The 25,175-nt window shown below is 62.8% G+C and carries 17 protein-coding genes and 5 pseudogenes; 18 read left to right on the top strand and 4 right to left on the bottom strand.

The window, feature by feature from the left end; genetic code table 11:
- Positions 1-57: 57 nt before the first annotated feature.
- Positions 58-598 (bottom strand): annotated as a pseudogene (locus ABIF91_RS01110) (transposase).
- Positions 599-1,028: 430 nt separating this feature from the next.
- Positions 1,029-2,372, bottom strand: a complete 1,344-nt coding sequence (locus tag ABIF91_RS01115; RefSeq protein WP_424578699.1) for an IS1380-like element ISBdi2 family transposase — start codon at positions 2,370-2,372, stop codon at positions 1,029-1,031.
- A 684-nt stretch (positions 2,373-3,056) separates the two neighbouring features.
- On the opposite strand from ABIF91_RS01115, the gene ABIF91_RS01120 reads away from it, so the two are divergent.
- From ABIF91_RS01120 to ABIF91_RS01150, 7 genes and pseudogenes are all read left to right on the top strand, one after another.
- Positions 3,057-4,250: a CaiB/BaiF CoA transferase family protein gene (locus ABIF91_RS01120; protein ID WP_028182354.1), complete on the top strand. Its 1,194-nt coding sequence runs from the start codon at positions 3,057-3,059 to the stop codon at positions 4,248-4,250.
- A gap of 566 nt (positions 4,251-4,816) precedes the next feature.
- Complete coding sequence (locus ABIF91_RS01125; RefSeq protein ID WP_038379337.1) at positions 4,817-6,085, top strand: IS256 family transposase; 1,269 nt, start codon at positions 4,817-4,819, stop codon at positions 6,083-6,085.
- Between the two features lie 431 nt (positions 6,086-6,516).
- Positions 6,517-7,646 (top strand): IS3-like element ISRj2 family transposase gene (locus ABIF91_RS01130; RefSeq protein ID WP_424579070.1). Its coding sequence is split into 2 segments (ribosomal slippage): positions 6,517-6,769 and positions 6,769-7,646, totalling 1,131 coding nucleotides; the frame shifts between segments, so codons are not numbered across the junction.
- 138 nt (positions 7,647-7,784) lie between these two features.
- Positions 7,785-8,423, top strand: a pseudogene (locus tag ABIF91_RS01135) (SphA family protein); the annotation flags it as partial.
- A gap of 199 nt (positions 8,424-8,622) precedes the next feature.
- Positions 8,623-9,066 carry an SRPBCC family protein gene (locus ABIF91_RS01140; RefSeq protein ID WP_028180500.1) on the top strand — a complete coding sequence of 148 codons (444 nt, stop codon included), beginning with the start codon at positions 8,623-8,625 and terminating at the stop codon, positions 9,064-9,066.
- A 236-nt stretch (positions 9,067-9,302) separates the two neighbouring features.
- Positions 9,303-10,589, top strand: a complete 1,287-nt coding sequence (locus ABIF91_RS01145; RefSeq protein ID WP_028180499.1) for a serine hydrolase domain-containing protein — start codon at positions 9,303-9,305, stop codon at positions 10,587-10,589.
- 145 nt (positions 10,590-10,734) lie between these two features.
- Positions 10,735-11,181 (top strand): c-type cytochrome, encoded by a 447-nt coding sequence (locus tag ABIF91_RS01150; RefSeq protein ID WP_085966524.1) that lies wholly within the window; start codon positions 10,735-10,737, stop codon positions 11,179-11,181.
- A 27-nt stretch (positions 11,182-11,208) separates the two neighbouring features.
- Here ABIF91_RS01150 and ABIF91_RS01155 read toward each other — a convergent pair whose 3' ends face one another.
- Positions 11,209-12,528, bottom strand: coding sequence for an Hsp70 family protein (locus tag ABIF91_RS01155; protein ID WP_028180497.1), 1,320 nt, complete (start codon positions 12,526-12,528; stop codon positions 11,209-11,211).
- A gap of 123 nt (positions 12,529-12,651) precedes the next feature.
- The gene (gene zigA, locus ABIF91_RS01160) at positions 12,652-13,857 is read right to left on the bottom strand and encodes a zinc metallochaperone GTPase ZigA (protein ID WP_028180496.1); all 1,206 of its coding nucleotides are present in this window, start codon (positions 13,855-13,857) and stop codon (positions 12,652-12,654) included.
- A 259-nt stretch (positions 13,858-14,116) separates the two neighbouring features.
- Between zigA and ABIF91_RS01165 the strand changes: the two genes are divergently transcribed.
- From ABIF91_RS01165 to ABIF91_RS01215, 11 genes and pseudogenes are all read left to right on the top strand, one after another.
- The gene (locus ABIF91_RS01165) at positions 14,117-14,254 is read left to right on the top strand and encodes a hypothetical protein (protein ID WP_194388353.1); all 138 of its coding nucleotides are present in this window, start codon (positions 14,117-14,119) and stop codon (positions 14,252-14,254) included.
- Positions 14,255-14,712: 458 nt separating this feature from the next.
- Positions 14,713-15,720 (top strand): annotated as a pseudogene (locus tag ABIF91_RS01170) (Bug family tripartite tricarboxylate transporter substrate binding protein).
- A gap of 86 nt (positions 15,721-15,806) precedes the next feature.
- A complete protein-coding gene (locus ABIF91_RS01175) occupies positions 15,807-16,298 on the top strand; it encodes a tripartite tricarboxylate transporter TctB family protein (RefSeq protein ID WP_028180495.1) in 492 nt (163 codons plus the stop codon).
- 43 nt (positions 16,299-16,341) lie between these two features.
- A pseudogene (locus tag ABIF91_RS01180) lies at positions 16,342-17,842 on the top strand (tripartite tricarboxylate transporter permease).
- 407 nt (positions 17,843-18,249) lie between these two features.
- Positions 18,250-19,538 (top strand): annotated as a pseudogene (oxlT, locus tag ABIF91_RS01185) (oxalate/formate MFS antiporter).
- Positions 19,539-19,797: 259 nt separating this feature from the next.
- Positions 19,798-21,120, top strand: coding sequence for an oxalate/formate MFS antiporter (gene oxlT, locus ABIF91_RS01190; protein WP_028180494.1), 1,323 nt, complete (start codon positions 19,798-19,800; stop codon positions 21,118-21,120).
- Positions 21,121-21,297: 177 nt separating this feature from the next.
- Positions 21,298-21,726 (top strand): CBS domain-containing protein, encoded by a 429-nt coding sequence (locus tag ABIF91_RS01195; protein WP_028180493.1) that lies wholly within the window; start codon positions 21,298-21,300, stop codon positions 21,724-21,726.
- A gap of 225 nt (positions 21,727-21,951) precedes the next feature.
- Entirely contained in the window at positions 21,952-22,971 is a 1,020-nt protein-coding gene (locus ABIF91_RS01200; RefSeq protein WP_028180492.1) for a 2-dehydropantoate 2-reductase, read from the top strand.
- The gene (locus tag ABIF91_RS01205; RefSeq protein ID WP_028180491.1) at positions 22,968-23,756 is read left to right on the top strand and encodes a fumarylacetoacetate hydrolase family protein; all 789 of its coding nucleotides are present in this window, start codon (positions 22,968-22,970) and stop codon (positions 23,754-23,756) included. Before ABIF91_RS01200 ends, ABIF91_RS01205 begins: the two co-directional genes overlap by 4 nt.
- Before the next feature lie 461 nt (positions 23,757-24,217).
- Positions 24,218-24,421: a hypothetical protein gene (locus ABIF91_RS01210; protein ID WP_035718272.1), complete on the top strand. Its 204-nt coding sequence runs from the start codon at positions 24,218-24,220 to the stop codon at positions 24,419-24,421.
- A gap of 55 nt (positions 24,422-24,476) precedes the next feature.
- Complete coding sequence (locus ABIF91_RS01215; protein WP_028180490.1) at positions 24,477-25,127, top strand: hypothetical protein; 651 nt, start codon at positions 24,477-24,479, stop codon at positions 25,125-25,127.
- Positions 25,128-25,175: the final 48 nt, after the last annotated feature.

The following is a 25,175-nucleotide window of genomic DNA, read 5'->3' on the forward strand; positions in this document are numbered from 1 at the left end:
TCGCTCCTGATTCGCAGCAAGAATCCTCGCCGCTGTCAGGCAGAAAATCCACTCAAGCTACTGTCCGAATTTGCGGGGCCAGCTCTCCATGCCGAGAACTTCGCGCCGGCCATCGCTGTTGACGCCGACCGCGACGATTACCGCAACGGACACGATGCGGCCATTCTGGCGCACCTTCACGTAGGTGGCGTCGATCCACAGATACGGCCAGTCGCCTTCGATCGGGCGAGCGAGGAACGCCTTCACCTTGGCGTCGATCCGCGCACAGCCGCGAGACCTGGCTCTTTGAGATCCCCGTCATACCCATGGTCTGCACAAGATCGTCCACCGAGCGGGTCGAGACGCCCTGCACATAGGCTTCCTTAACCACGGCCCTGAACGCCTTCTCGGCCATCCGCCGCGGCTCCAGGAAGCCGGGGAAGCAGGAGCCCTTGCGCAGCTTGGGGATGCGCAGCTCGACCGTGCGGCCCGGGTCTCCCAGGTCCGGTCCGGTAGCCGTTGCGCTGGGCCAGGCACTCGGGGTCTTCTCGCCATAGGCGGCCCCGGTCTGGCTTTCGACTTCCAGCTCCATCAGGCGCTGGGCCGCAAAGCCGATCATCTCGCGCAACAGATCGGCCAGGGGTCTTCTCCACGAGCGTACGCAGGTTCATCATGCCGTCCGTCATCGGTGGGTCCTCGGTTGCGCTGGCGTGTCGCAACCCGATCCTACCGGAGAACTGCCGGTGACCACCGCAAAGCCGCCCGCCCGCTACGGCGCTATTAGGGGGCGCGCGTCCGGGCGGCTTTGCTCTACCGAGCTACACCACCTCCGGGGACACGACCATCGCACAAATGCGCCAAGACCAACTCATCAGGGCGCTAGCCCGTCCTATTCGTGAGAGTGCGGCTTTTGGGCCCGATTGATGCGGCCGCACATCTTGTCTGACGAGGCGCACAGGATTGCCTTCGGCTTTTCGCCGCCTGACGACCGGTACTTTGCAACGCGCTTGAGGGATGGGTTGGGCGAACGGGGGCGGACGCCCCGCCGGTCAAGGACCGAGCGGCAGCAGCGCGCCGGGCAAGCCGCAGATCAGGTCGGCTTCGGGACATGCCGCGGCAAACGCAAGGCGAATGCGGCTCGTGGTCTCGACGACACGGGCGGCGATTTTCAAGAGCCGAAGACGCAGCGTCGCGAACTCGGCAGCGGCCAATTCCCGGACTTTGGGAATGGCGTCGCGCACGGTCAGCATCAGCCAATAAGCGGCCGTATGGAGCACGAGACGGACCTGGTTGGCGAGCGCCGAACGGCAGCTGGTGCGGTCGGAGGCGAGCTGCGTCTTATGCAGCTTGATCAGATTCTCGGCTTGGCCGCGCGCGCAATACAGGCTGTCGTAGATCCACTCGGCCGAGCCGACATCGAGGCTGGTGACGACGAAACGGATGTCGAGGCCGAGCATCGTCGCCTCAATACGGGCGACGGTGCGCCGTTCGCGATCCCAGGACTTTGCCTTGTGGCGCGTCTCGGTATAGCCACGCAGAACCGGCAGGTTCTCGATGGCGCGTCGGGTGCGGATGTCGTCGGCGACCTCGTCGACTTTTCTGGCGAGAGGCTTGGTGCCGGACAGACCGAAGATGTAGTCGATGCCGTTGGTCTCGCACCACGCCATGGCCTCCGGCCGGGCATAGTGCCCGTCGCCACGGAACGTAATTCGCGTGTTGTGCCACCGCGTGCGGATATGCCGTACCAGGCGGCGCAGAAGGGCACGCACCTCGACGCCGCCCGGCGTCTTGCCGGGCCTCAGCACGACCGCCACGGGACGGCTCTTCTCCGTGTCGTAGACGTGGATCGGCAGGAAGCAGCGTTCGTCATAATGAGCGTTGAACAGCGAGAGCTGCTGATGGCCGTGGACGACATCGCAGGTATCATCGATGTCGAGCGTGACGGATGCCGGCTCGCGCGGGTAGCTATCCATCCATGCGTCGACCAAAATGTAGGTCAGTCGGATCACGTCGCGCAGGCGCGGAGCATTCTCCAGCCGCGACAGCGTCGGTTGGGAACACAGATCGCGGCCCGTGTCCGGCAGCCGTCCGCAGGCCAGCTTGAATGCGGGATCGGACCGCAGATGATCGAGGTCGTCGGCGTCCTCGTAGCCGCAGCAGATCGCGAACATGCGCGCGCGGAACATATCGACAAGGCTGTGCACGACCCGCGTCGGATCGCGCCGATCCGGGAACACCCGGGCCAGATTGTCGGCCAAGCCGAGACGCCGCTCGGCCATCGCCAGAAGCATCACGCCCCCGTTCGAGGTCAGGCGACCGCCATCGAAGGCAGCTGTGACTTTCTTGGCGTGAACGGCTGGAAACGAGAAGGGCGGAATCGTATCGTCGGTCATGGCGGGCGTGGCGTTCGCGGTTGAAGGTGATGGGGTGGCTTCGCAACCGAATCCTACGCCGCATCAGCGCTTTACACCACGCTCGCCAGCCCTCAGGCGCACTCTTACGAATAAGACGGGCTAGCACAGAGACCTGCTAGTCCTGAAGGCTCAGCGAACGGGGGGACACTTCGCAATTGCCGTTGCTGTTGGGGCGCCGATACGGCTCCGCCAAACCAAAGGCGGTCCAGCAAAATCGCTTCCATCACAGGGGCAACCATCGCTTTGGCCACGAACAGGCGCCTGGTGGTCAAGACAAGCCATTGATCCCGTTGCGATGCGCGTCGGCATCCCGGTGGCGGAGCAGAAAGCCGGGCCGGCCCTGCGCGATCCGCATTCTCGACGCGCTGCTAAAACGCGACGGTTCAGGCGAGGGCCAGTGAGTGCAAACCTCGCTGGCTGATGGAAAAGCGAATTAGGACAGCCTCAGATCGAATCAGGACACGAGAATTCAAATACGGACAGCACCCAAGAACAGCCGGCGCGGAACAGATTGCCCGTCTGAAATACAGCACCGCTTGGGTATACATACTCGACGCTTCGTCGGCTGCCGGAACAAGGAGTTGGAAATCTGCGCCAGATTGTCTAAGTCAGATGCCGGCTGCCTTTTCCAACGCGGAATCCCAAGAACACGAAGGTTTCTCAATGCCTTTCCCACGCGCTTCGCAGGCCCTTTCCCGTTTCATCGTGCTCGATCTCACCCGCGTTCGCTCCGGGCCCACTTGCGTGCGGCAGCTGGCGGATTGGGGTGCCAACGTGATCAAGATCGACGCGCTGCTGGAGGATACGGGCGGCGAGCAACCGGGCGGCCTGCGGCAGGGCTCGGACTTCCAGAATTTGCACCGCAACAAACGGGCCATGACGCTGAATCTGAAGGACCCGAAGGGCCTCGAAGTATTCAAGCGCCTCGCCGAGAAGGCCGATGTCGTGGTCGAGAATTTCCGTCCCGACGTCAAAGGCAAGCTCGGCATCGACTATGAGAGCCTGCGCAAGATCAACCCGCGCATCGTCTATGGCAGCATCTCCGGCTTCGGGCAGGACGGCCCATACCACAAGCGACCCGGCTTCGATCAGATCGCGCAAGGCATGGGCGGGCTGATGTCGGTCACCGGCGCGCCCGGCCAGGGTCCGATGCGGGTCGGCATTCCCGTCGCCGACCTCACCGCCGGGTTGTTCTGCGCCCTCGGCATCCTGACCGCGTTGCTGGAGCGCGACGTTTCCGGCGAGGGCCAGTGGGTGCAGACCTCGCTGTTGCAGGCGCAGATCTTCATGCTGGATTTCCAGGCCGCGCGCTGGCTGATGGAAAAGGAGGTCGCCAAACAGGCCGGCAACAACCATCCGACCTCGATCCCGACTGGCGTATTCAAGACGTCCGACGGCTACATCAACATCGCAACGACCGGCGGGCGGATCTGGGAGCGCTGCGCGCAGGCGGTCGGCGCGCCGGAGCTTTACAGCCACCCCGACTATGCGACTGCACCCGCACGCTCCAAGAACCGCGACGCCCTCAATGCCGAAATCGAGAAGCGCACGGTGACGAAGTCGACCGAGACCTGGGTCAGGGAGCTCAACGAGGCCGGCGTGCCCTGTGGGCCGATCTACGCCATCGACCAGATGTTCGAGGACGCGCAGGTCAGGCATCTCGGCATCGCGCAGGACGTGCCGAACGAGGAGAACCGCGACATCCGCCTGGTCGGCCAACCCGTCACGCTGTCGCGCACGCCAAGCAAGATGGTGGCGCGGCCGCCGGAGTTCGGCGAGCAGACCGATGAGGTGCTGGCGGAGTTTGGTTTTGATCCGGACGAAATAGCAAATCTGAAGGTGAGGAGAGTCGTGTGAGGCGAGAGAAGCTTGATACCAAAACGGCTCTCTAAACCTGGCGACTGTGCGTTAGCGCGATGCTTTCTCGCCCACAGTTCGGAGATCGACTGATGCCTGAGGAGGGCGAACCAACGGCTCTCGGCGTGGGGGTGGCTCATTGAGGTCGCGAGCCCAAGGGGCGCCGGCCGAAATTACCGAGCCCGAGGAAGCTTGATCCGAGCTGACGCAGGACGAGACAAAAAGGCTGACCATAACCACAAAGGCGATCCGCCCTGATTCCTTTGCGTTCGTACTCATTGGAAACCACTCGATCAGTTGGTCGAAATCCTCTGCGACTCTTTTCATGCTATATACACCGCCTGCTGAATGAAAGCGCATTAGCTTCAATTTGGCAAAATCGACGGGTTGGCCGCGCGACGCAACGGCACCCGGTGTAAGTCAAACCAAGCTTCGGGTGATGAGCCAATATGTCGAGTTCCAACTTTTAGAGCTATGGCGGAATCTGGGTGATGACGGTGTGAGGAAGGCGGCGTATCGAGGCGGGTGACGAGCCTGCCAGAACCTCTCGAGGAGAGCGATACGCCATGACCGAGACTACCAATGTTCTTGCTTTCCGTCAGCCGTCCGCGGTTGATGATCCACTGACCGATATCGTTCGAGCCGGCGCGCGGGACCTGCTTGCCAGGGCGATCGAGATCGAGGTTGGCGCGTTTCTGGCCAGCACGGCCAATCTGACGCTGCCCGACGGTCGAGCGCGCCTGGTCCGACATGGGCACGGTCCGGTGCGCGAGATTGCGACCGGCATCGGTCCGGTGGAGGTCGCTCGTCCCAAGGTCCGCGACCGCGGAGCGAGCGGGCCAGGCGACCGCCTCCGCTTCAGTTCGGCAATCCTGCCGCTATGGGCGCGGCGGACGAAGAGCCTGGATGCCTTGATCCCGGTCCTCTATTTGCGCGGCATCTCGACCGGCGACTTCCAGGAGGCGCTCTCGGCGCTGCTCGGCAAGGATGCGCCGAACCTGTCGCCTTCGGTGATCGCCGGCCTGAAGGCCGATTGGCAGGTCGAGTACGAACGCTGGCAGAGACGCGATCTGTCGGCGCGTCGCTATGTCTACATCTGGGCCGATGGCGTGTACCTGCAGGCCCGCATGGAAGATCACAGCGAATGCATGCTGGTGCTGATTGGCACCACGCCGGAAGGCAAGAAGGAGCTGATCGGCTTCCAGGTCGGCGTGCGCGAGAGCGCGCAGAGCTGGCGCGAACTCCTGATCGACCTGCGGCAACGCGGGTTACGGATTGCCCCGCAACTCGCCATCGGCGACGGCGCCCTCGGCTTCTGGAAGGCACTGGACGAGGCCTTTCCCGGCACGCGGCACCAACGATGCTGGTGCCATAAAGTGAGCAACGTACTCGACAAGGTCGCCAAATCCGTGCAGGGCCTCATGAAGAACGACCTGCGGAACATCTATCTGGCCCCACACCGGGCCGAAGCTGAAACCGCGATCGACGTCTTCGTCGAGAAATACCACGTCAAATACGGACGTGCGGTGGAGTGCCTGATCAAGGATCGCCATGCGCTGCTCGCCTTCTTCGACTTCCCTGCTGAGCACTGGATCCACCTACGCAGCTCGAACCCGATCGAGAGCGTCTTCGCCACGGTGCGCCACCGAACGGTGCGGACCAAGGGATCGCTGTCGCAACAAACCGCGAAGCTGATGGTGTTCAAGCTCATCGACGCCGCATCGAAGACCTGGCGGCGATTGAAGAGCACGAACCAGTTGCCGAAAGTCATCGCCGGTGTAAAGTTCATCGACGGAATCGAAGTCATTCCGAACACTGAAAGCCACGCCGCCTGATCAGGCCGCGTCACCCAAAATCAGCCATAGCTCCAACTTTTATGCCCATATCGCTTGCCCGACGTGCGGCTCCCTTTACGCACGTTCAATTCGTTTCGTTGCGGTATCGGAAGCCGGCCAATTTGGATGTGCGAGTTGCGGCGAGGTCTTCGCCCGACGGCAAACACAATACGCGCCAATATTTACTTTAGTCGAGACTCCCTCCCAGCTTCTTACGACAAGGCCTTCCACACACCCTCGGATTAGAAAGGCAAACTTGGCAGGCATCATTGCCGATACCTTAGATCCCGTAGCTGAATACGAACTTCGTTCGAGAAATCGATTGAGGATCTGGTCTGAGCCCAGAGCTGGCCCCGCAAATTCGGACAGTAGCTTGAGTGGATTTTCTGCCTGACAGCGGCGAGGATTCTTGCTGCGAATCAGGAGCGAAGATGACGAAGAAGAGCCGCCGGACGCATTCTCCGGCATTCAAGGCGAAGGTTGCTTTGGCTGCGGTCAAAGGCGACAAGACACTGGCGGAGCTGGCGCAACTGTTTGATGTTCATCCGAACCAGATCACGATCTGGAAAAACCAGCTCCTGGAAGGCGCCGCCGGCGTGTTTGGGCATGACAAGACATCGGCCGAGACGCCGGTCGATTTGAAGGCGTTACATGCCAAGATCGGCGAGCTGGCGTTGGAAAACGATTTTTTGTCCGGCGCGCTCACCAAGGCGGGCCTGCTGAGCGCAAAGCGATGATCGACCGCGATCATGATCTTTCTATCGTGCGCCAGGCGAAGGTCCTGAAGCTGGCTCGCAGCACGGTCTACTATGAACCTCGGCCAGTTTCGGCCGAGGACCTTGCCTTGATGCGTCGGCTCGATGAGCTGCATCTCGATTATCCCTTCGCGGGAGCGCGTATGCTGCGATCGTTGCTGCGGCGGGAGGGCGTATACGCCGGTCGCCGCCACATCGCGACGCTGATGAAGCGCATGGGGATCGAGGCGGTCTATCATCGCCCGAACACGAGCAAGCCGGCTCCGGGTCACAAGATCTACCCGTACCTGTTGCGCGGATTGAAGATCGAGCGGCCCGACCATGCGTGGGCAATGGACATCACCTACATTCCGATGCGGCGTGGCTTCGTCTATCTCGCGGCGGTCGTCGATGTGTTCAGCCGACGGGTCCTGGCCCATCGCGTCTCGATCACAATGGAGGCGGCCTTCTGCGTCGAAGCGGTCCAGGAGGCGTTGGCGAAGCACGGCAGGCCCGAGATTTTCAACACGGATCAGGGCAGCCAGTTCACCAGCCTCGAGTTCACCGATGTGCTGCTGGACGCGAAGATCGCCATCAGCATGGACGGCAAGGGCGCCTGGCGCGACAACGTGTTTGTCGAGCGGCTCTGGCGCACGGTCAAATACGAAGAAGTATATCTCCGCGCCTACGACAGCGTGTCCGAGGCGCGAGCGTCAATTGCCAAGTATCTGGCCTTCTACAATCAGGGACGCCCTCACTCGAGCCTTGACGGGCGCACGCCCGACGAGGCTTACTTCGGCACGCAAGCTATGGTGATGGCCGCATGACCGTCGCCGACGGTTTTGTCGTCGCTCTGGTCGGGCTACGCCCTCCCGACGCAACGACAAAACCGTAAAGCCCCGCGTTCAGCATAACCCGGCAGGAATCCACTTAAATCCAGCGGGGCGCTGTCCAAACAACCGGGGCCAGCTCTCTCTATTCCCTTCTCGCGCTCCGATTCCATCAGCGATTCCGTGACCGGCTTTGGTGACCTGATCCCGCAATTCGCGCTGCGCTGGAATGCCGGTGTCCACAACTACATGACCTACATCACCGGTGACATCCCGGTCGGAGCCTACCAGTCGTCCCGGCTCGCCAACATCGGGCTCGGGCATGGCGCGATCGACGCGGGCGGCGGCTACACCTATTTCAATCCGCAGACCGGACATGAACTGTCCGGCGTGCTTGGCTTCACCTACAATTTCAAGAACACCGACACGCAGTACCAAAGCGGTGTCGACATGCACTTCGACTGGGGCGCCTCCCAGTTCCTGAGCAAGCAGGTGCAGGTGGGGCTCGTCGGGTATTTCTACCAGCAGCTCGGGTGCGACAGCGGATCCGGCGATCGCGTCGGCTGTTTCCGCTCGAGGGTGGGCGGGGTCGGCCCACAGATCGGATTCATCTTTCCAATCGGCGACAAACAGGGCTATCTCAACTTCAAGGGATACAAGGAATTTGCCGCCGAAAATCGCCCCGAAGGCTGGAACGCTTGGGTGACCTTTGCGATCTCGCCTGCGGCACCGCCGCCGGCAGTGACGCCGACGAAGCACGTCATCACGAAGTGACGGGCGTTCACGATGACGCCGGTCGAGTGGCGGCTGTCTAGCCGGCTCGCGCCAGACCATCTGCCGCCAGCGCTCCCGACAAAAGCCATCAAAAAATCCAAGCTACCATGTCGGGCCGGCCGAGCCTCGTTCGTCCTCGTGACATGAATGGGCAACGGACCTGCGCGCCGGAGCCATCAATTCGTGAGGAACAAGAAACATGCCCAATACCGTCCGCCTGCACCGCGTCCTGGCCACCAGGCCGGAGAAAGTCTATCGCGCCTTCCTGGAGGCCGATGCGATGGCGAAATGGCTTCCGCCGAACGGCTTCACCTGCACCGTGCATCATTTCGAGCCCAAGGTCGGGGGCACGTTCAAGATGTCGTTCCGGAATTTCACCACGGGCAACAGCCATTCCTTTGGCGGCGAATATGTCGAGCTCGTGCCCGGCGAACGCATCCGCTATACGGACAAGTTCGACGATCCCAATCTGCCCGGCCTGATCGAGGTGACCGTGATCCTGAAGAAGGTTTCGGTCGGAACCGAAATCGACATCACGCAGTCGGGCATCCCGGATGTCATCCCGCCGGAGGCCTGCTATCTCGGCTGGCAGGAATCGCTGCGGAATCTGGCCAAGCTCGTCGAGCCCGAGATCAATCAATAGGCTGGACGCAGTGGCGAACCCTCAGGATGCAGATCGAGTGTGCGGCTGCCGCTTCAACGGCAGCGGTGCCGCTTAGCCTTATCCTAAGGAGACCGCCACCGGGTCCGTGCGAAACGGTATCCGACGGCGGCGCGGCAGGCGCCCTCCCGCCTGCGTGCAGGCGCTCCCTGCAGTCCGATGCCCCCTTGTGCCGGTTGAGCGGAAGGCTACACTCGGGCGAAATCGGGAGGGGGTTGATGAAACCATTCCAGGCGTTGCGGATGATTGCCTGTGGCGCGCTGCTCGTTGCGGCCGCAGCAGCTTCGGCCCGGGCCGAAGGGACTTTTGAAATTCCCGCGGGAGCACATTTCAACAAGGACAAGCTCGCAAAACTCGACGAGTTCTTCCGCAACGAAGTGGCGACGGGGAAAATTCCCGGAGCGATCCTGCTCATCCAACAGCACGGCAAGCCGGTCTATCACCAATCCTTCGGCGTGCAGGACGTGGAGTCGAAGGCTCCGATCACCGACCACACCATCTTCCGCCTGTTCTCGATGACCAAGGCCATCACCAGCGTGGTTGCGGTGCAGATGATCGATGAGGGCAAGTTCTCCCTCGACGACCCGATCGCAAAATACATTCCGTCGTTTGCAAATGTGAAGGTCGGCGTCGAGAAGGCAGCCAGCGACGGTAGCAAGACGCTCGAACTGGTGCCGCCGAACCGGCCGCCGACGGTGCTCGACCTGATGCGCCAGACCTCCGGCATCACCTACGGCTTCTACGGCGACAGCCTGGTCCGCAAGGCCTACAAGGCTGCCGATATCTATGCCGGTGATTTCGACCTCGCCGAGTTCGCCGAGCGGATCGCAAAACTGCCGCTGCACAATCAACCCGGCGCGCTCTGGCAGTATGGCCATTCCACCGACATCCTGGCGCGGATCATGGAAATCGCGTCCGGAAAGTCCCTGATCGAGGTCGAGAGGGAAAAGCTGCTCGATCCGCTCGGCATGAAGGACACCGGCTTCTTCGTCGGCGACCCCGAAAAGCAGAAACTGCTCGCCAAGCCGATGCCAAACGACAGCGATTTCCGGGTGGGGCGCGAAAACGATCCGACCAAGCCGAAGAAGATAATGTACGCCAGCGGCGGCATGGTCTCGACGATGGCGGACTACGCCCGCTTCGCTCAGATGCTGCTCAATGGCGGCACATACGAGGGCAAGACCATCCTCAGCCCCAAGGCGTTCAAGCTGCTGACGACGGATCAGGTCGGGCCCGGGTCGGGCGTCGAGCGGGACTTCTTCTACTTTCCGGGTGACGGTTTCGGCTTTGGGCTCGGCCTCGCCGTACGCACCGATCCGGGCAACGCCAAACCGCCGCCGCCGGGCAATCTGGGCGAACTGAAATGGGACGGCGCCAGCGGCTGCTATTTCGTGATCGACCCCAAGCAGGACATGTTCTTCGTCTTGCTCGAGCAGACTCCCTCGGAGCGCCAGCGCATCCAAAGGACCGTGAAGCAGCTGATTTATGAGGCCATGGAGAACTGACGACGTCACGTCGGCGAGCGAGCGACTGCGCAAGGCCATGTGCGCGCTTCAGTTCTGGCTGTGCGGTCTTGATGTGCGTCAAACTGTCTAAAGGGCAAAACGGCTAGGAGCAGGAGTCTTCCCTGCCGGCCTCGGAGGCGAGATGATGAGATCTGCTATCGGATGGTTGATCATTGCCGGTCTTGCCGCAGGTTTCGCTGCTGCCGCCAAGGCCGAAGAAGTCGATATCGGGAAGGCGGAATTTCTGTCTTCATGCGCGAGTTGTCATGGCGCCGACGCAAAGGGCAAAGGACCGGTCAGCGGCCAGCTCAAGACATCGCCTTCCGACCTGACCATGTTGGCCAAGAACAACAACGGGGTGTTTCCCACCAACGCCGTCTACGAAACCATGTATGGGTCGAAATCAGTCCCGGCTCACGGCACGCGCGAAATGCCGATCTGGGGCGAACGGTTCAACCCCATCGTCAGCCTGCCTCACGCCGTCGATCCCACTTATTGGCAAAAGGCCGGGCCGCAGCAAAACCCGGAGGTCGTCGTGCGGACTCGCATTCTCGCCGTCATCGATTACCTGAATCGTATTCAGCAGAAATAGCGACCAAATAGCGCCGCTCGCCGCCTGCTACGCCACCTTGGCCTGACTTGCCGCCCAGCGATCCGGGTCGGGACTATGTCCCATCAGCGCAAGCCCGTAGGCGATCGACTCGAACTGGTCGCCTGACATCAGCCGTTCGTTGCCGAACCGCTCGGCGAACAGTTTCCGGACGGCCGGCACAAAGGACGTGCCGCCGGTCAGGAACACCTTCTCGATCTCGCGCGCGGTGATGCCGGCCTCGCCCAGCACCTTGTCGACGGTCGCCCCCAGCCGGGCGATATCGTCGGCGATCCAGGCTTCGAAATTCTTCCGTGTGATGGCCGCGCCGATATCGACGCCGCCGCCCTTGAAGCGGAAGTCCACCTCGTCCTGCGCCGACAGCGCGACCTTGGCATCGGACACGGCGCGGTAGAGCGAAAAGCCGAGGTCGAGATCGACGATGGTGATGAAATCCTCGAGCAGATCAGGCTTCAACGCAGTGCGCGCAAGCTCGCGGAGCTCGCGCAGATCGCCGTTGCTCTTCATCATCGCGAGCTGATGCCAGCGCGCGAGGTTGGTGTAGTGGCCGCTCGGGACCGGCAGCACCTTGTCGAACGAGCGAAAGCTGGAGCCTTTGCCGAGCCGCGGCGAGACGACGTGGTCGACGATGCGATAGTCGAAGGTGTCGCCGGCAATGCCGATGCCGGCATGGCCGAGCGGCTCGGCGCGAAGGTTGCCGCCCGCACGCGAGAAGCGCATCACGGAGAAATCGCTGGTGCCGCCACCGAAATCGGCAACCAGCACGGTGGCATCCCGCTCCAGCCGCCGCGCGAAGGAGAACGCCGCACCCACGGGCTCGTAGACATAGCGCGCGTGACCGGCGCCGAGCCGTTCGAACGCGGCCCGGTAGCGCTGCATCGCCAGCGCCTCGTCGGGATTGCCGCCGGCGAAGCGCACCGGGCGGCCGACCGTGATATTCGCCGCCTCGAAGCCGAACTTCCCACCGCCATGGCGCGCCAGCGTCCGCAGGAACGCCGCCAGAATATCCTCGAACTTGTAGCGTTGCCGAAACACCTGGGTGGTGTTGAAGCTGCTGCTCGCCGCAAACGTCTTGAACGACTGAAGGAAGCGGTAGACGTGGCGGCCTTCGAGGAACTGCTCGATCGCCCACGGACCACCCTCGGCCTGGGCGCCGGCGCCCGGCCGGTCCTCCCAGAAGCACAGGGCCGACACGTAGACGCTGTGGCGCTGTCCGCCATGATCGAAGCGGATGGCCTCGACCCGGCGGTCGTCCGCCGCAATCGCGACGACCGTATTGCTGGTCCCAAAATCGATGCCGATCGAGACGGCGGGCGAGGCGCTCGACATGAACCACTCTGACAGATGATTGGAAAGGGGGCAGAGCACTAACGGCTTTGCCGTCCCCTTGCAAGACCTGGCCGGAGCTGGGCGCGCCCGGACCTCACGCCGGGACTTTGATATTCACGCCGATCAGTTGGATCGATCGCCTCGACGCCAGGCCGGAAACGGATCGGCGAGAGCGGACCATGCGGCGATGTCCATCGTCGACGTTTCCGGGACAAGACATGCGTCGAGCCTGCGGCGGATCTCGGCTTCGTCCATGCCGGTGCCGATAAACACGATCTCCTGGCGACGATCGCCGTACACCTTGTCCCAATACTGGCCGAGCCGCTTGCGCCAGCCCTCATCGTTCGGCCACCGCTCCTTCGGGACGCTCGCCCACCAGAAACCCAGCGCTTCGGTCCTCACAATCGCTCCCGCCTGGCTGATCTCGCCGAGCCATTGCGGCCGCGTCGCCAGCCAGAAATGACCCTTCGCCCGGATCACGCCCGGCCAGGCCCCCTTGACGAACTCGTCGAACTTCGACGGATCGAACGGCCGGCGGGCGCGATAGACGAAGTTCTTCACACCATATTCCTGCGTTTCAGGCACGTGGTCGGCGAAACCATAGAGCTCCTTGTACCAGAGCGGATGCTGCTGGGCCTTCTCGAAGTCGAACCGGCCGGTGTTGAGCACGCGGTCGAAGGGCACGCGGCTGTGATTGGCCTCGATGATGTCGGCTTCGGGATTCAACGAGCTGATGATCTGGCGTGCCGCCTCGCGCTGTTGCGGCGAGGCATCGTCCACCTTGTTGAGGATGATCACGTCGGCGAACTCGATCTGCTCCACGAGGAGATCGACCAGCGTCCGCTTGTCGCCGTCCAGTGCCTCGCCGCGCTCGCCGAGAAACTCGGTCGAGGAATAGTCCTTGAGCAGGTTGGCGGCATCGACCACCGTCACCATCGTGTCCAGATGGGCGATGTCGGAGAGGCTTTCGCCCTCTTCCGAGCGGAAATCGAACGTCGCGGCGACCGGGAGCGGCTCCGAAATGCCCGTCGATTCGATCAGCAGATAATCGAAGCGCCCGCTTTCGGCGAGCGCACGTACCTCCCTCAGGAGATCGTCGCGCAGGGTGCAGCAGATGCAGCCATTGGTCATCTCCACCAGTTTTTCGTCAGTCCGCGAGAGGTTGGCACCACCATCGCGGACCAGGTCCGCATCGATGTTCACCTCGCTCATGTCGTTCACGATCACCGCCACTTTCAGGCCGTGCCGGTTGTTCAGGACGTGGTTCAGCAAAGTGGTCTTTCCAGCCCCAAGGAAGCCGGACAAGACGGTGACGGGGAGTTTGGGCATGGAGATCGAACAGCCTTTTGAGCGGGATGGGTCGAGGGCGGCGAGACACGGCATCTCACTATGTAATGTTATAACATTACATTCTCTGTTCGGCGCGCCGTGTCAAGGTGCTCTGTCCTGAGCGGCCTCACCGGCTATGCCGCAATGCGGAAGAACGAATGCTGCTATGCAAACAAGGCATGGACTTGGCATCTGGTATACATAAGCTGCCTTTCGAAATGAGGCAGCAAGATTGACTGTCTCCAGAAAGGGATTTCCGATGTCCAAGACCGCTTCCGTCGCTCTCGCCCCCTCCGCCTCGCTGTTCGCCCGCCTGATGGCCGCGATCGACAGCTTCCTGATGGCGAGCGCCGAGATTTCCAATCACAACGGCGACCTGCCGCGTTTCGGCCTGTAAGAAGGCCTTGTCCTCCCGCCAAACGGCGGAGCTGACAGACCCCGCAGACGCCAGGTTCGGTCAAATGGCCCCGCACGTTCGGGGCCATTTTCTTTTGCCTGCCTGGGCTTGCGACCGCAGCTGCGACAATTCGTCCGCCGGACTGACCGCCGATCCGATTGTTTGTTCGCTGGCATCGCGCATACCATTGGACAAGCAAGAACGATTGCACAATCCAAGGTGTAAGGCGGGGAAATATAACGCAAGACGGGAACAGCCGAGGGCACACGCACCGCGAACCTTGGCGGAACCTTAGCCGAAAGGAGCGGATGCCGCGCGTTGTCCCTCCTCATACAGTTTCTATCGGGAATGCCGTGGGAGATCGACCGCAAGGGTGACACCAGGCATCTGACTCGAGATGGGCTGACGCAAGTCGACAAAGAGCGGCTGCGTTGAGGGTTCGACAGGGAGAGAAGCAAATGAAGCCATCCGTTCTGAGTGTCGCTTTGGCGGCAATCGCGATGTCGTGCGCCAACAGCACCGCAAGCCGGGCAGCCTGGGAGCCGGTCCGTCCGGTCGAGTTCATCGTGCCCGCGGGCACCGGCGGCGGCGCCGATCAGATGGCACGCACCATTCAGGGCATCGTCACCAAGCACAACCTGATGAAGCAGCCGATGGTCGTCATCAACAAGGCGGGCGGCGCGGGCGGTGAAGGCTTCCTCGATGTGAAGACGTCGTCGGGCAATCCGCACAAGATCATCATCACGCTGTCGAACCTGTTCACGACGCCGCTGGCCACCGGCATTCCGTTCAACTGGAAGGATCTGACGCCGGTGGCGATGCTGGCGCTCGACGAATTCGTGCTCTGGGTGAATGCCGAGAAGCCGTACAACAGCGTCAAGGATTACGTCGACGCCGCGAAGAAGGCACCAAGCGGCTCATTCAAGATGGGCGGCACCGGCTCCAAGCAGGAAGACCAGATCATCACGGTCGGCATCGAGAAAGCGATCGACGCGAAGTTCACCTACATTCCCTACAAGGGCGGCGGGGAAGTCGCCGTCCAGCTCGTCGGCAATCACGTCGATTCGACCGTCAACAATCCGATCGAGGCGGTCGCGTAATGGCGCGGCGGCAAACTTCGTCCGCTCTGCGTCTTCGACGCCCAGCCGATGGCCTATGACGAACCGATCGCCGACGGCAAGGCCTGGAAGGATATCCCGACCTGCAAGTCGCAGGGCCTTGCGATGGAATATCTCATGCTGCGCGGCATATTCATGTCGCCCAAGGCGACGAAGGACCAGATCGAATATTATGTCGAGCTGTTCAAGAAGGTGCGCGCCACGCCGGAATGGCAGGACTTCATGAAGAGCGGCGCCTTCAACACGACCTTCATGACCGGCGCCGACTACGCCAAATGGGTCGAGGCGGAGGAGAAGCGCCACGAAGGCTTGATGAAGGAAGCGGGCTTCCTCGCATCGGGGAATTGAGCCGCGACATCGACGATGGCTGAGGACGCTGCTCGTCCTCACGCCCGCCGCGACCGCGAAAGACTGCGTTTCCGCCTGGAGGCCCCATGACTGAACGATCTGAACGCGGCCCGGCCCACAAGACGCTGGAAATCGGGATGGCGCTGCTGATCGGCGTTTTCGGGCTCGTCGTCATCCTCGGCAGCCTGAAGGCCGGCATCAACTGGGGCGCGGAGGGCCCGCGTGCCGGCTTCTTCCCCTTCTATATCGGCGCCGCCATCGTCGTGGCGAGCGCCATCAACCTCTGGCATGCGCAACGCGACGACGACGGCCGGCTGTTCGCGGAATGGGGACAGCTGCGCCAGGTCATGAGCGTCGTCGTGCCGACCGCGATCTATGTCGGCTCGATGCCGTTCATCGGCCTCTACGTCGCCTCGATGGTCTTCATCGCCTGGTTCATGCGTTGGCTCGGCGGCTATCGCTGGCTGACGACCATCGCGGTCGCGGTCGGCATGCCGGTCCTGACCTATCTCGTTTTCGAGCGCTGGTTCCTCGTTCCGCTTCCCAAGGGTCCCCTCGAGGAATGGCTCGGCCTGTAAGAGCTGCGCCGTCATTTCCGTCATTGCTGCAGGACGTATCGATATGGAAGAGTTGGCCAATCTGTTTCACGGCTTCGCGGTCGCCCTGCAACCCTACAACATCATGCTGATGATCATCGGCATTACGCTCGGGGTCATCATCGGCGTGCTGCCGGGGCTGGGGGGCGCCAACGGCGTCGCGATCCTGCTGCCCCTGACCTTCAGCATGCCGCCGACATCGGCGATCATCATGTTGTCCTGCATCTATTGGGGCGCATTGTTCGGCGGCGCCATCACCTCGATCCTGTTCAACATCCCCGGCGAGCCCTGGTCCGTGGCGACCACTTTCGACGGCTATCCGATGGCGCAACAGGGCAGACCCGGCGAAGCCCTGACCGCCGCCTTCACCTCCTCCTTCGTGGGCGCGCTGTTTGCCGTCATCATGATCACGCTCGTCGCGCCCCTCGTTGCCGGCTTCGCACTGCGATTTGGTCCGGCGGAGAAGTTCGCGGTGTACTTCCTCGCTTTCTGCAGCTTCGTCGGCCTCAGCAAGGAGCCGCCGTTCAAGACCATCGCGGCGATGATGATGGGCTTCGCGCTCGCGGCGGTCGGCCTCGATTCGATCACCGGACAGTTGCGGCTGACCTTCGGCATCACGGAGCTGCTCAACGGATTCGACTTCCTGATCGCCGTGATCGGCCTGTTCGGCATCGGCGAGATCCTGCTGACCATGGAGGAAGGGCTGGCGTTCCGCGGCGGCAACGCCAGCATCAACCTTCGGGTGGTGCTGCAGACCTGGCGGGAATTGCCCGCCTATTGGATGACCTCGCTGCGCTCCTGCCTGATCGGCTGCTGGATGGGCGTCACGCCCGCCGGCGCAACGCCGGCCTCCTTCATGAGCTACGGCATCGCCAAGCGCCTGTCGCGACGCGGCAACAATTTCGGCAAGGGCGAGATCGAAGGCGTGATCGCGCCGGAGACGGCGGCGCATGCCGCGGGCACCGCCGCGCTGCTGCCGATGCTCTCGCTCGGGGTGCCTGGCTCGCCCACCGCCGCCGTCCTGCTCGGCGGATTGCTGATCTGGGGCCTGCAGCCCGGCCCGATGCTGTTCGTCGAGCAGAAGGAATTCGTCTGGGGCCTGATCGCCTCGATGTATCTCGGCAATCTCGCCGGCCTCATCGTCGTGCTCACCTGCGTGCCGATCTTCGCCGCGATCCTGCGGGTGCCCTTCGGCATCATCGCGCCGCTCATCCTGGTGCTGTGCGCGATCGGGGCTTATTCGGTGCACAACAGCACCTTCGACGTGATGCTGATGCTGGTGTTCGGCGTGCTCGGCTATCTCCTGAAAAAGTGCAACTACCCGCTCGCCCCGCTGGTGCTCGCCATCGTGCTCGGCGACAAGGCCGAGGAAGCCTTCCGCCAATCGCTGCTGGGATCGCAGGGATCGCTCGGGGTGTTCTTCTCAAACGGCCTCGTCAGCACGATCATGGCGCTTCGGTCTGGTCGCCTTGTTCTGGTCCGCGATCCAGGAAGGCTATAGCCGGCTGCGCACGTCGATGGCGTGACGAGCGATCCGCGCCATCAGCCCCGCCGACGCCAAATTGCCGCAGGCGTGACTTCTGGAATATAGAATTCCAGGAATCGCGCGGTCACCGACTGACCGCGCGTCGGCGGGCGCGCCCTGCGCACACGTGGAAAATCCCCCAAACGCGCGGGCTTTTCAACAGAGGCTTGCGGTGTCGCGGCGGCGGGAAAGTCAATGCTGAATCAATCATTTGATTAGGAGCGACCGCCATTTCCGCCGGCATGCCGGCAGCGATTGGGGCTTTACAATCCCGCATTGATTGCGCATGTGAGCAGGCCCGCGTTATTTCGCCGCACCTCCCGTCCTCCGCTTGAATCTTGGCATAATGAATACCAGGATGCGGGCAGCGCATGCATAAAAATGATCGGCGCATTTGGGAGGTTTTTAATGACGGACATGGTGCAGTCGGCAGCGGCCCCCAGTGCCGCACGCGTAAGCGATGCGTATCGCTGGGCGCAGTTGGCGATCGGTGTGATGGCGATGGTGATGATCGCCAATTACCAATATGGCTGGACGTTCTTCGTCCCCGACATCCAGAAGACGTTCGGCTGGGATCGCGCATCGATCCAGTGGGCCTTCACCCTTTTCGTCTTGTTCGAGACCTGGCTGGTGCCGATCGAAGGATGGTTCGTCGACAAGTACGGCCCGCGCATCGTCGTGCTGGTCGGCGGCGTGCTCTGCGCCATCGGCTGGGCGATCAACGCGCAGGCCACCTCGCTCAACGGCTACTATCTCGGCATGATCATCGCAGGCATCGGCGCCGGCGGCGTCTACGGCACCTGCGTCGGCAATGCGCTGAAATGGTTTCCGGACAAGCGCGGTCTTGCCGCCGGCATCACCGCCGCGGGATTCGGTGCCGGCTCTGCGCTGACCGTCGCGCCGATCCAGGCCATGATCAAGGACAGCGGCTTCCAGACCACCTTCCTCTATTTCGGCCTCGGGCAAGGCATCATCATCTGCATCCTCGCCTTCTTCCTGCTCGCGCCGAAAGCGGGCCAGGTGCCGAACGTGGTGGCGAATGCCAATATCATCCAGACCCGGCGCAACTATCAGCCGACCGAAGTGCTGCGCCAGCCGATCTTCTGGCTGATGTACTTCATGTTCGTGATCGTCGGCGCGGGTGGACTGATGGTCACCGCGAACCTGAAGCCGATCGCGGTCGACTGGAAGGTCGACAGCGTGCCGGTCACGCTGATGGCGGTGACGATGACGGCGGTGACCTTCGCGGCCACGATCGACCGCGTGCTCAACGGGCTGACGCGTCCGTTCTTCGGCTGGATCTCCGACATGATCGGCCGCGAGAACACGATGTTCATCGCCTTCGGCATGGAAGGCTTCGGCATCTGGATGCTCTACCTCTGGGGCCACGATCCGGTCTGGTTCGTGCTGCTCTCGGGCTTCGTGTTCTTCGCCTGGGGTGAGATCTACTCGCTGTTTCCCTCGACCTGCACCGACACGTTCGGCGCCAAGTTCGCGACCACCAATGCCGGCCTGCTCTACACCGCGAAGGGCACCGCCGCACTGCTGGTGCCGATCGCCAACTACATGCAGCAATCGTCGGGCACCTGGGACGCCTGTTCATCATCGCTGCCGGCGCCAACATCCTGGCGTCGCTGCTGGCGATCGCTGTGCTCAAGCCCTGGCGCAAGGTCGTGGTCGCGAAATCGACCATCTGACCGCTCCACCGCAGTTCACGCGAGCACGACGCCCGGCCTCACGGCCAGGCGTTTTCGTTTGGCAGAAGACCGCCGCGATTGACGGGATGCGGCCTGAACCCGCCGCATTTTGTGAACTCGGAGCCAAGATAGGGCTTGCAATCTGGAATATCGCATACCAATCTCCGGACGACGCCTGCGACGATAAGACACAATATTTGCGACATCAGGTCACCTTGTCGATCTGATGTACGACAGACAGGCGCGTTGGGAGGTTCTGATGATTTCCAGCCCGGATGGCGCCGTCACCGCCGCGCCGCTTCGCACCGGCTTCCGCTGGCTCCAGCTCGGCATGGGCATCGTCTGCATGGCGATGATCGCCAATCTGCAATATGGCTGGACGCTGTTCGTCGATCCGATCGACGCCGCCCATCATTGGGGACGCGCCGCGATCCAGCTCGCTTTCACCATCTTCGTGGTCACCGAGACCTGGCTGGTGCCGGTCGAGGCCTGGTTCGTCGACAAATACGGCCCGCGCATCGTCGTCATGTTCGGCGGCGCGATGATCGCGCTGTCCTGGATTCTCAACTCCTATGCCGACAGCCTCACCCTGCTCTACGCGGCCGCGATCATCGGCGGCCTCGGCGCGGGCGCAGTGTACGGCACCTGCGTCGGCAACGCGCTGAAATGGTTTCCAGACCGTCGCGGTCTCGCGGCAGGTGCGACCGCCGCCGGCTTCGGCGCGGGCGCCGCGCTCACGATCGTTCCGATCGCGAGCATGATCGCCTCGAGCGGCTACCAGCACGCCTTCCTCACCTTCGGCATCGGCCAGGGCGTCGTCGTGTTCGTGCTCGCCTTCTTCATCCAGCCGCCGCGGATCTCGATTCCGCCGAAGAAGAAGCAGCTCAATCTGCCGCAGACCAAGATCGACTTCACCCCGCCGCAGGTGCTGCGCACCCCTGTTTTCTGGGTGATGTATCTCGTTTTCGTGATGGTTGCCTCGGGCGGCCTGATGACCGCTGCGCAGATCGCCCCGATCGCGCACGACTACAAGATCGCGAATAGTCCGGTAACGCTCGCCGGCTTCCAGATGGCGGCCTTGACGTTCGCGATCTCGCTCGACCGCATCTTCGACGGTTTCGGGCGTCCGTTCTTCGGCTGGGTCTCCGACACGATCGGCCGCGAGCCCACCATGTTCATCGCCTTCGGCACCGCCGCCTTGATGTTGCTGACGCTGTCGGCCTATGGCCACCTGCCGACCATCTTCGTGCTCGCGACCGCGGTCTATTTCGGCGTGTTCGGCGAGATCTACTCGCTGTTCCCCGCGACCTGCGGCGACACCTTCGGTGCGAAGTTCGCGACCACCAACAACGGCATGCTCTACACCGCCAAGGGGACGGCCTCGCTGCTCGTCCCGCTCGCAAGCGTGATCTCCACCGCCTATGGCTGGAAGGCCGTGTTCGTGGTCGCGGTGGCGCTGAACGCAACGGCGGCGCTGACGGCGCTGCTCGTGATCAAGCCGCTGCGCCGCTCCTTCATCCTCGGCAAGGAAGCCGAGAGCACCAAGGCCGCCACCGGCACTGCCAAAACCGAGACGGCGTAAGCACCACACGAATTGCATGCTTGAAAAGGGGCGCAGCGATGCGCCCCTTTTTCTTTTTGGCCCACGACAAACGTCAGCATGGCTGTCGCAAGAATTTTCGGATCAGCCAAATCCAGCGCTTGACGATTGGCATTATGTATACCACACTTCTCCCGTCACTCACCCAGGGAGGTTGCAATGCTGGTCGGAGACATTCTGCGCAAGAAGACGCCGCGCGTTGTCACGGTGCGGATGAACGAGACGGTGGGTATCGCGGCCAAGCTGATGCGCGCCAACAACATCAGCGCGCTGGTGGTGAAGGACGTGGTCCGCTCCGAGGGCAACACCGCGGTCGGCATGTTCACCGAGCGCGACGTGGTGCGCGCCGTCGCCGAGCACGGCGCGAACGCCGTCAATGTCAAGGTCTCGCAGCTCGTCTCGGTGCAGCAGCTCGTGTCCTGCACCTCCTCGGATCCGATCGAGCACGTCCGTCATCTGATGAACCGTCATCACATCCGCCATCTGCCCGTGATCGACGATTACAGCCTCATCTCCGTCATCAGCATGCGCGACATCGCCGCGGCCGTCGACGAGGCCCTCAACGGCACGCCGCAAGCCGCAGCCTAAAGCGGAGCCTCACGTCCAGCCACGGAAGAGCTGCGCCCCCTCTCCCGCTTGCGGGAGAGGGTTGGGGAGAGGGCTGCCTCCGCTGTGGAGACTCCCCAAGAGGATAGAGCCCTCGCCCACTGCGCTCTCCGAACGCGCCGACCTCTCCCGCAAGCGGGGGAGGTGCAGGGAGCCTGTTGCCTGATCGATCCAACTGACTGCCAATCTTGGTCCCGCGAGGATTTCATGAAGATCTGCATCTACGGCGCCGGCGCAATCGGCGGATATCTCGGGGTTCAGCTCGCACGCGCGGGCGCCGATGTCAGCCTGGTCGCACGCGGCCCGCACCTTGCCGCGATGCGCGAGCGCGGCCTGACGCTGCTCGCGGGCGAAGAGAAGCACACCGTGCATCCGCGCTGCACCGACGATCCCGCCGAGCTCGGCGCGCAGGACTACATCATCATTACGCTGAAGGCGCATTCGATCACCGGCGTGATCGAGAAGATGCAGCCGCTGCTCGGGCCTCGGACCCGCATCGTCACGGCCGTCAACGGCATCCCCTATTGGTACTTCTACAAGCACGGCGGGCAATACGAGAACTCGACGCTGGAGAGCATCGACCCCGGCGGGCGGCAGTGGCGCGAAATCGGCGCCGAGCGCGCCATCGGCTGCATCGTCTATCCCGCCACCGAGATCGAGGCGCCCGGCGTGATCCGCCACGTCTACGGCAGCAACTTTCCGCTCGGCGAGCCCTCCGGCGAAATCACTGATGACGTGCAGCGTCTCGCCAACCTGTTCGTCGCCGCCGGGCTGAAGGCGCCGGTGCTCGACCGCATCCGGGACGAGATCTGGCTGAAGCTGTGGGGCAATGTCTGCTTCAATCCGATCAGCGCGCTGACCCACGCCACGCTCGACGTGATCTGCACCGATCCGGCGACGCGCGCGCTGTCACGGGCGATCATGGTGGAGACGCAAGCCATCGCCGAGACGTTCGGGGTCAAGTTCCGCGTTGACGTCGAGCGCCGCATCGAGGGCGCCCGCAAGGTCGGCGCGCACAAGACCTCGATGCTCCAGGATCTCGAGCGCGGCCGCCCGATGGAGATCGATCCGCTCGTCACGGTGGTGCAGGAGATGGGCCGCCTCACCGGGATCGCCACGCCCGCGCTCGACTCGGTGCTGGCGATGGTGACCCAGCGCGCCCGCATCGCCGGCCTCTATGACGCGGTCTCGACGCCATCGGATCCGCGCGCACTGGCGGTGGCATGATGACGAGCGAGATCAAGAAGTGGCTCCGCTTCCGGAGCAACGGTGCAACCGGCTTCGGCACGCTGAGCCCATCTGGCATCAGCGTGCATGAGGGCGAGATGTTCGGCCGCAACACCGCCACCGGCAAGACGCTGACGCTGTCGGAGGTCGAGCTGCTCGCGCCCTGCGCGCCCAGCAAGATCGTCGCGCTCTGGAACAATTTCCACGCGCTCGCGGCCAAGCTCAACCAGCCCGAGCCGCCGGAGCCGCTCTATCTGCTGAAGGCCACCACCAGCATCGCCGCCCCCGATGCGGTGATCCGCCGCCCGTCCTCCTACGACGGCAAGACGACCTATGAGGGCGAGCTCGGCATCGTCATCGGCAGGGCCTGTGCGCGCGTGTCGCCGGCAGAAGCGGATAGCTTCATCTTCGGCTACACCTGCGTCAACGACATTACCGCCAACGACATCCTGACGCGCGACCCCACCTTCCCGCAATGGGCCCGCGCAAAGGGCATCGACGATTACGGCCCGTTCGGCCCTGTCATCGCGACCGGCCTCGATCCCGCAAAACTCACTGTCCGCACCATCCTCAATGGCGCGGAGCGGCAGAACTATCCGATCTCGGACATGATCTTCAGCGCGCAGGAGCTGGTCAGCAGGATCTCCCATGACATGACCCTGCTGCCCGGCGACCTCATCGCCGTCGGCACTTCCGTCGGCGTCGGCGTGATGAAGGAGCCGGTAAACACGGTCACCGTCGCGATCGACGGCATCGGCGAGCTGACCAACGAGTTTCGGCTGTAACCACTTTCCTCCGTCATTCCGACGGCGAGGCAAGGCCGAGCGCGCAATAAAGGCTCGCCGGCAAATTGCCCCCGCACCGCAGCAAAATTGATCCGGCGCAAACCGCGACGCCGACGCCACCGCTATCCTTCCACAAGAAATCAATGTCTGATGCAAGGGAGGACGCCATGACGAATGCCGGCAATGCGCTTTTGTGGACGGCCCTTTACTTCGCTCTCTCGTTCGTTGCGATCTTCGTGGTTTGGTTCGCCGACAAGATGCGCTCGAACATCTCCCGGAAACGATAGCCCGAGGCGCGTCTTCATCTCCGAAACATTCGGACACATCACATCTGCGCGCGCTTGGCATATGCCGCCAACATGTCCAGCGCCCGCCGCAACTTGGACGCATTCGGCCGCCCTTCTGTGAGGCGTGTCTGGGGGCACGGCGCTGCCGTGTTTGGACCAAACCTTCAGGGGTATATGACTGTGAAGAAGATTGTATTTGCTCTCGGTGCTACGCTTGCTCTGGCGACGGCTGCGAACGCTGCGGATCTGCCGCGCCGGCAGCCCGTGCCGGCCTATCCGGCCGAACAGGCGCCGATTGGCAAGATGCCGATTGGCAAGAGCCCGGTTGGAAAAGCCCCGATCGGCAAGGCGCCCGGCCCGGTCGCGGCGCGCTACTGACGCGCAGCGGAATACGCGCAGATCTGCGTAGCAGCCGACAGTCGAGGGGTGTCGCGTGACAAACAAAGCTGATCGATCGGGATCCTGCATCCTCGCGGGCTTCGCTCTTGCGGCCATGCTCTCGTGCACGACGCCCTCGGCCTCGGCCCATCAGGCAAACAAGCGCGTTGCCGACGCGAACGCGCTTGCCACGACCGACACCGCCTCGCGACCTCAGCCGCAATCGACGCGGCGCTCCGTCGCGCGCGCGGAGAAAGGCCCCTACTACGTCGACTTCCGCGCGCGTACCGCCGCGAGCTGGGGCCATGCCTTCGTCTGGTACGGCAAGACCAGCGAGCGCGCCGTGGAGGTCGCAGGGCTCACACCGGCCGGCGACACGCTCGCTTACGTGCTCGGTCACATCACCTTTGTGCCGTCCGAGACCGGCGCGAGCTACGGCGATCTCGATCCGGAATATCTGACCGCGAGCTATCGCGTCTATCTGAACGAAGCGGACGCCGAGCGCGTATTCGCCTACATCAAGAAATTGCAGGCGAACTCGCCGGTGTGGAACGCCGAGACTGCCAACTGCACCGGCTTCATTGGCGATATCGCCGAATTCATGGGATTGCAGGTCCCCAACCGCTGGCAACGCCCGGAAAACTTCGTCAACCGCCTCAAGGAATTGAACGGCGGCCGTCAGATGGTGCGGCTGTCGGCGGAGTAGCTCTTTGCTCCATACTCGTTGTCATTGCCCGCGAAAGCGGGCAATCCA

It is taken from the genome of Bradyrhizobium sp. USDA 241 (assembly GCF_049739505.1).
Lineage (GTDB): Bacteria > Pseudomonadota > Alphaproteobacteria > Rhizobiales > Xanthobacteraceae > Bradyrhizobium > Bradyrhizobium liaoningense.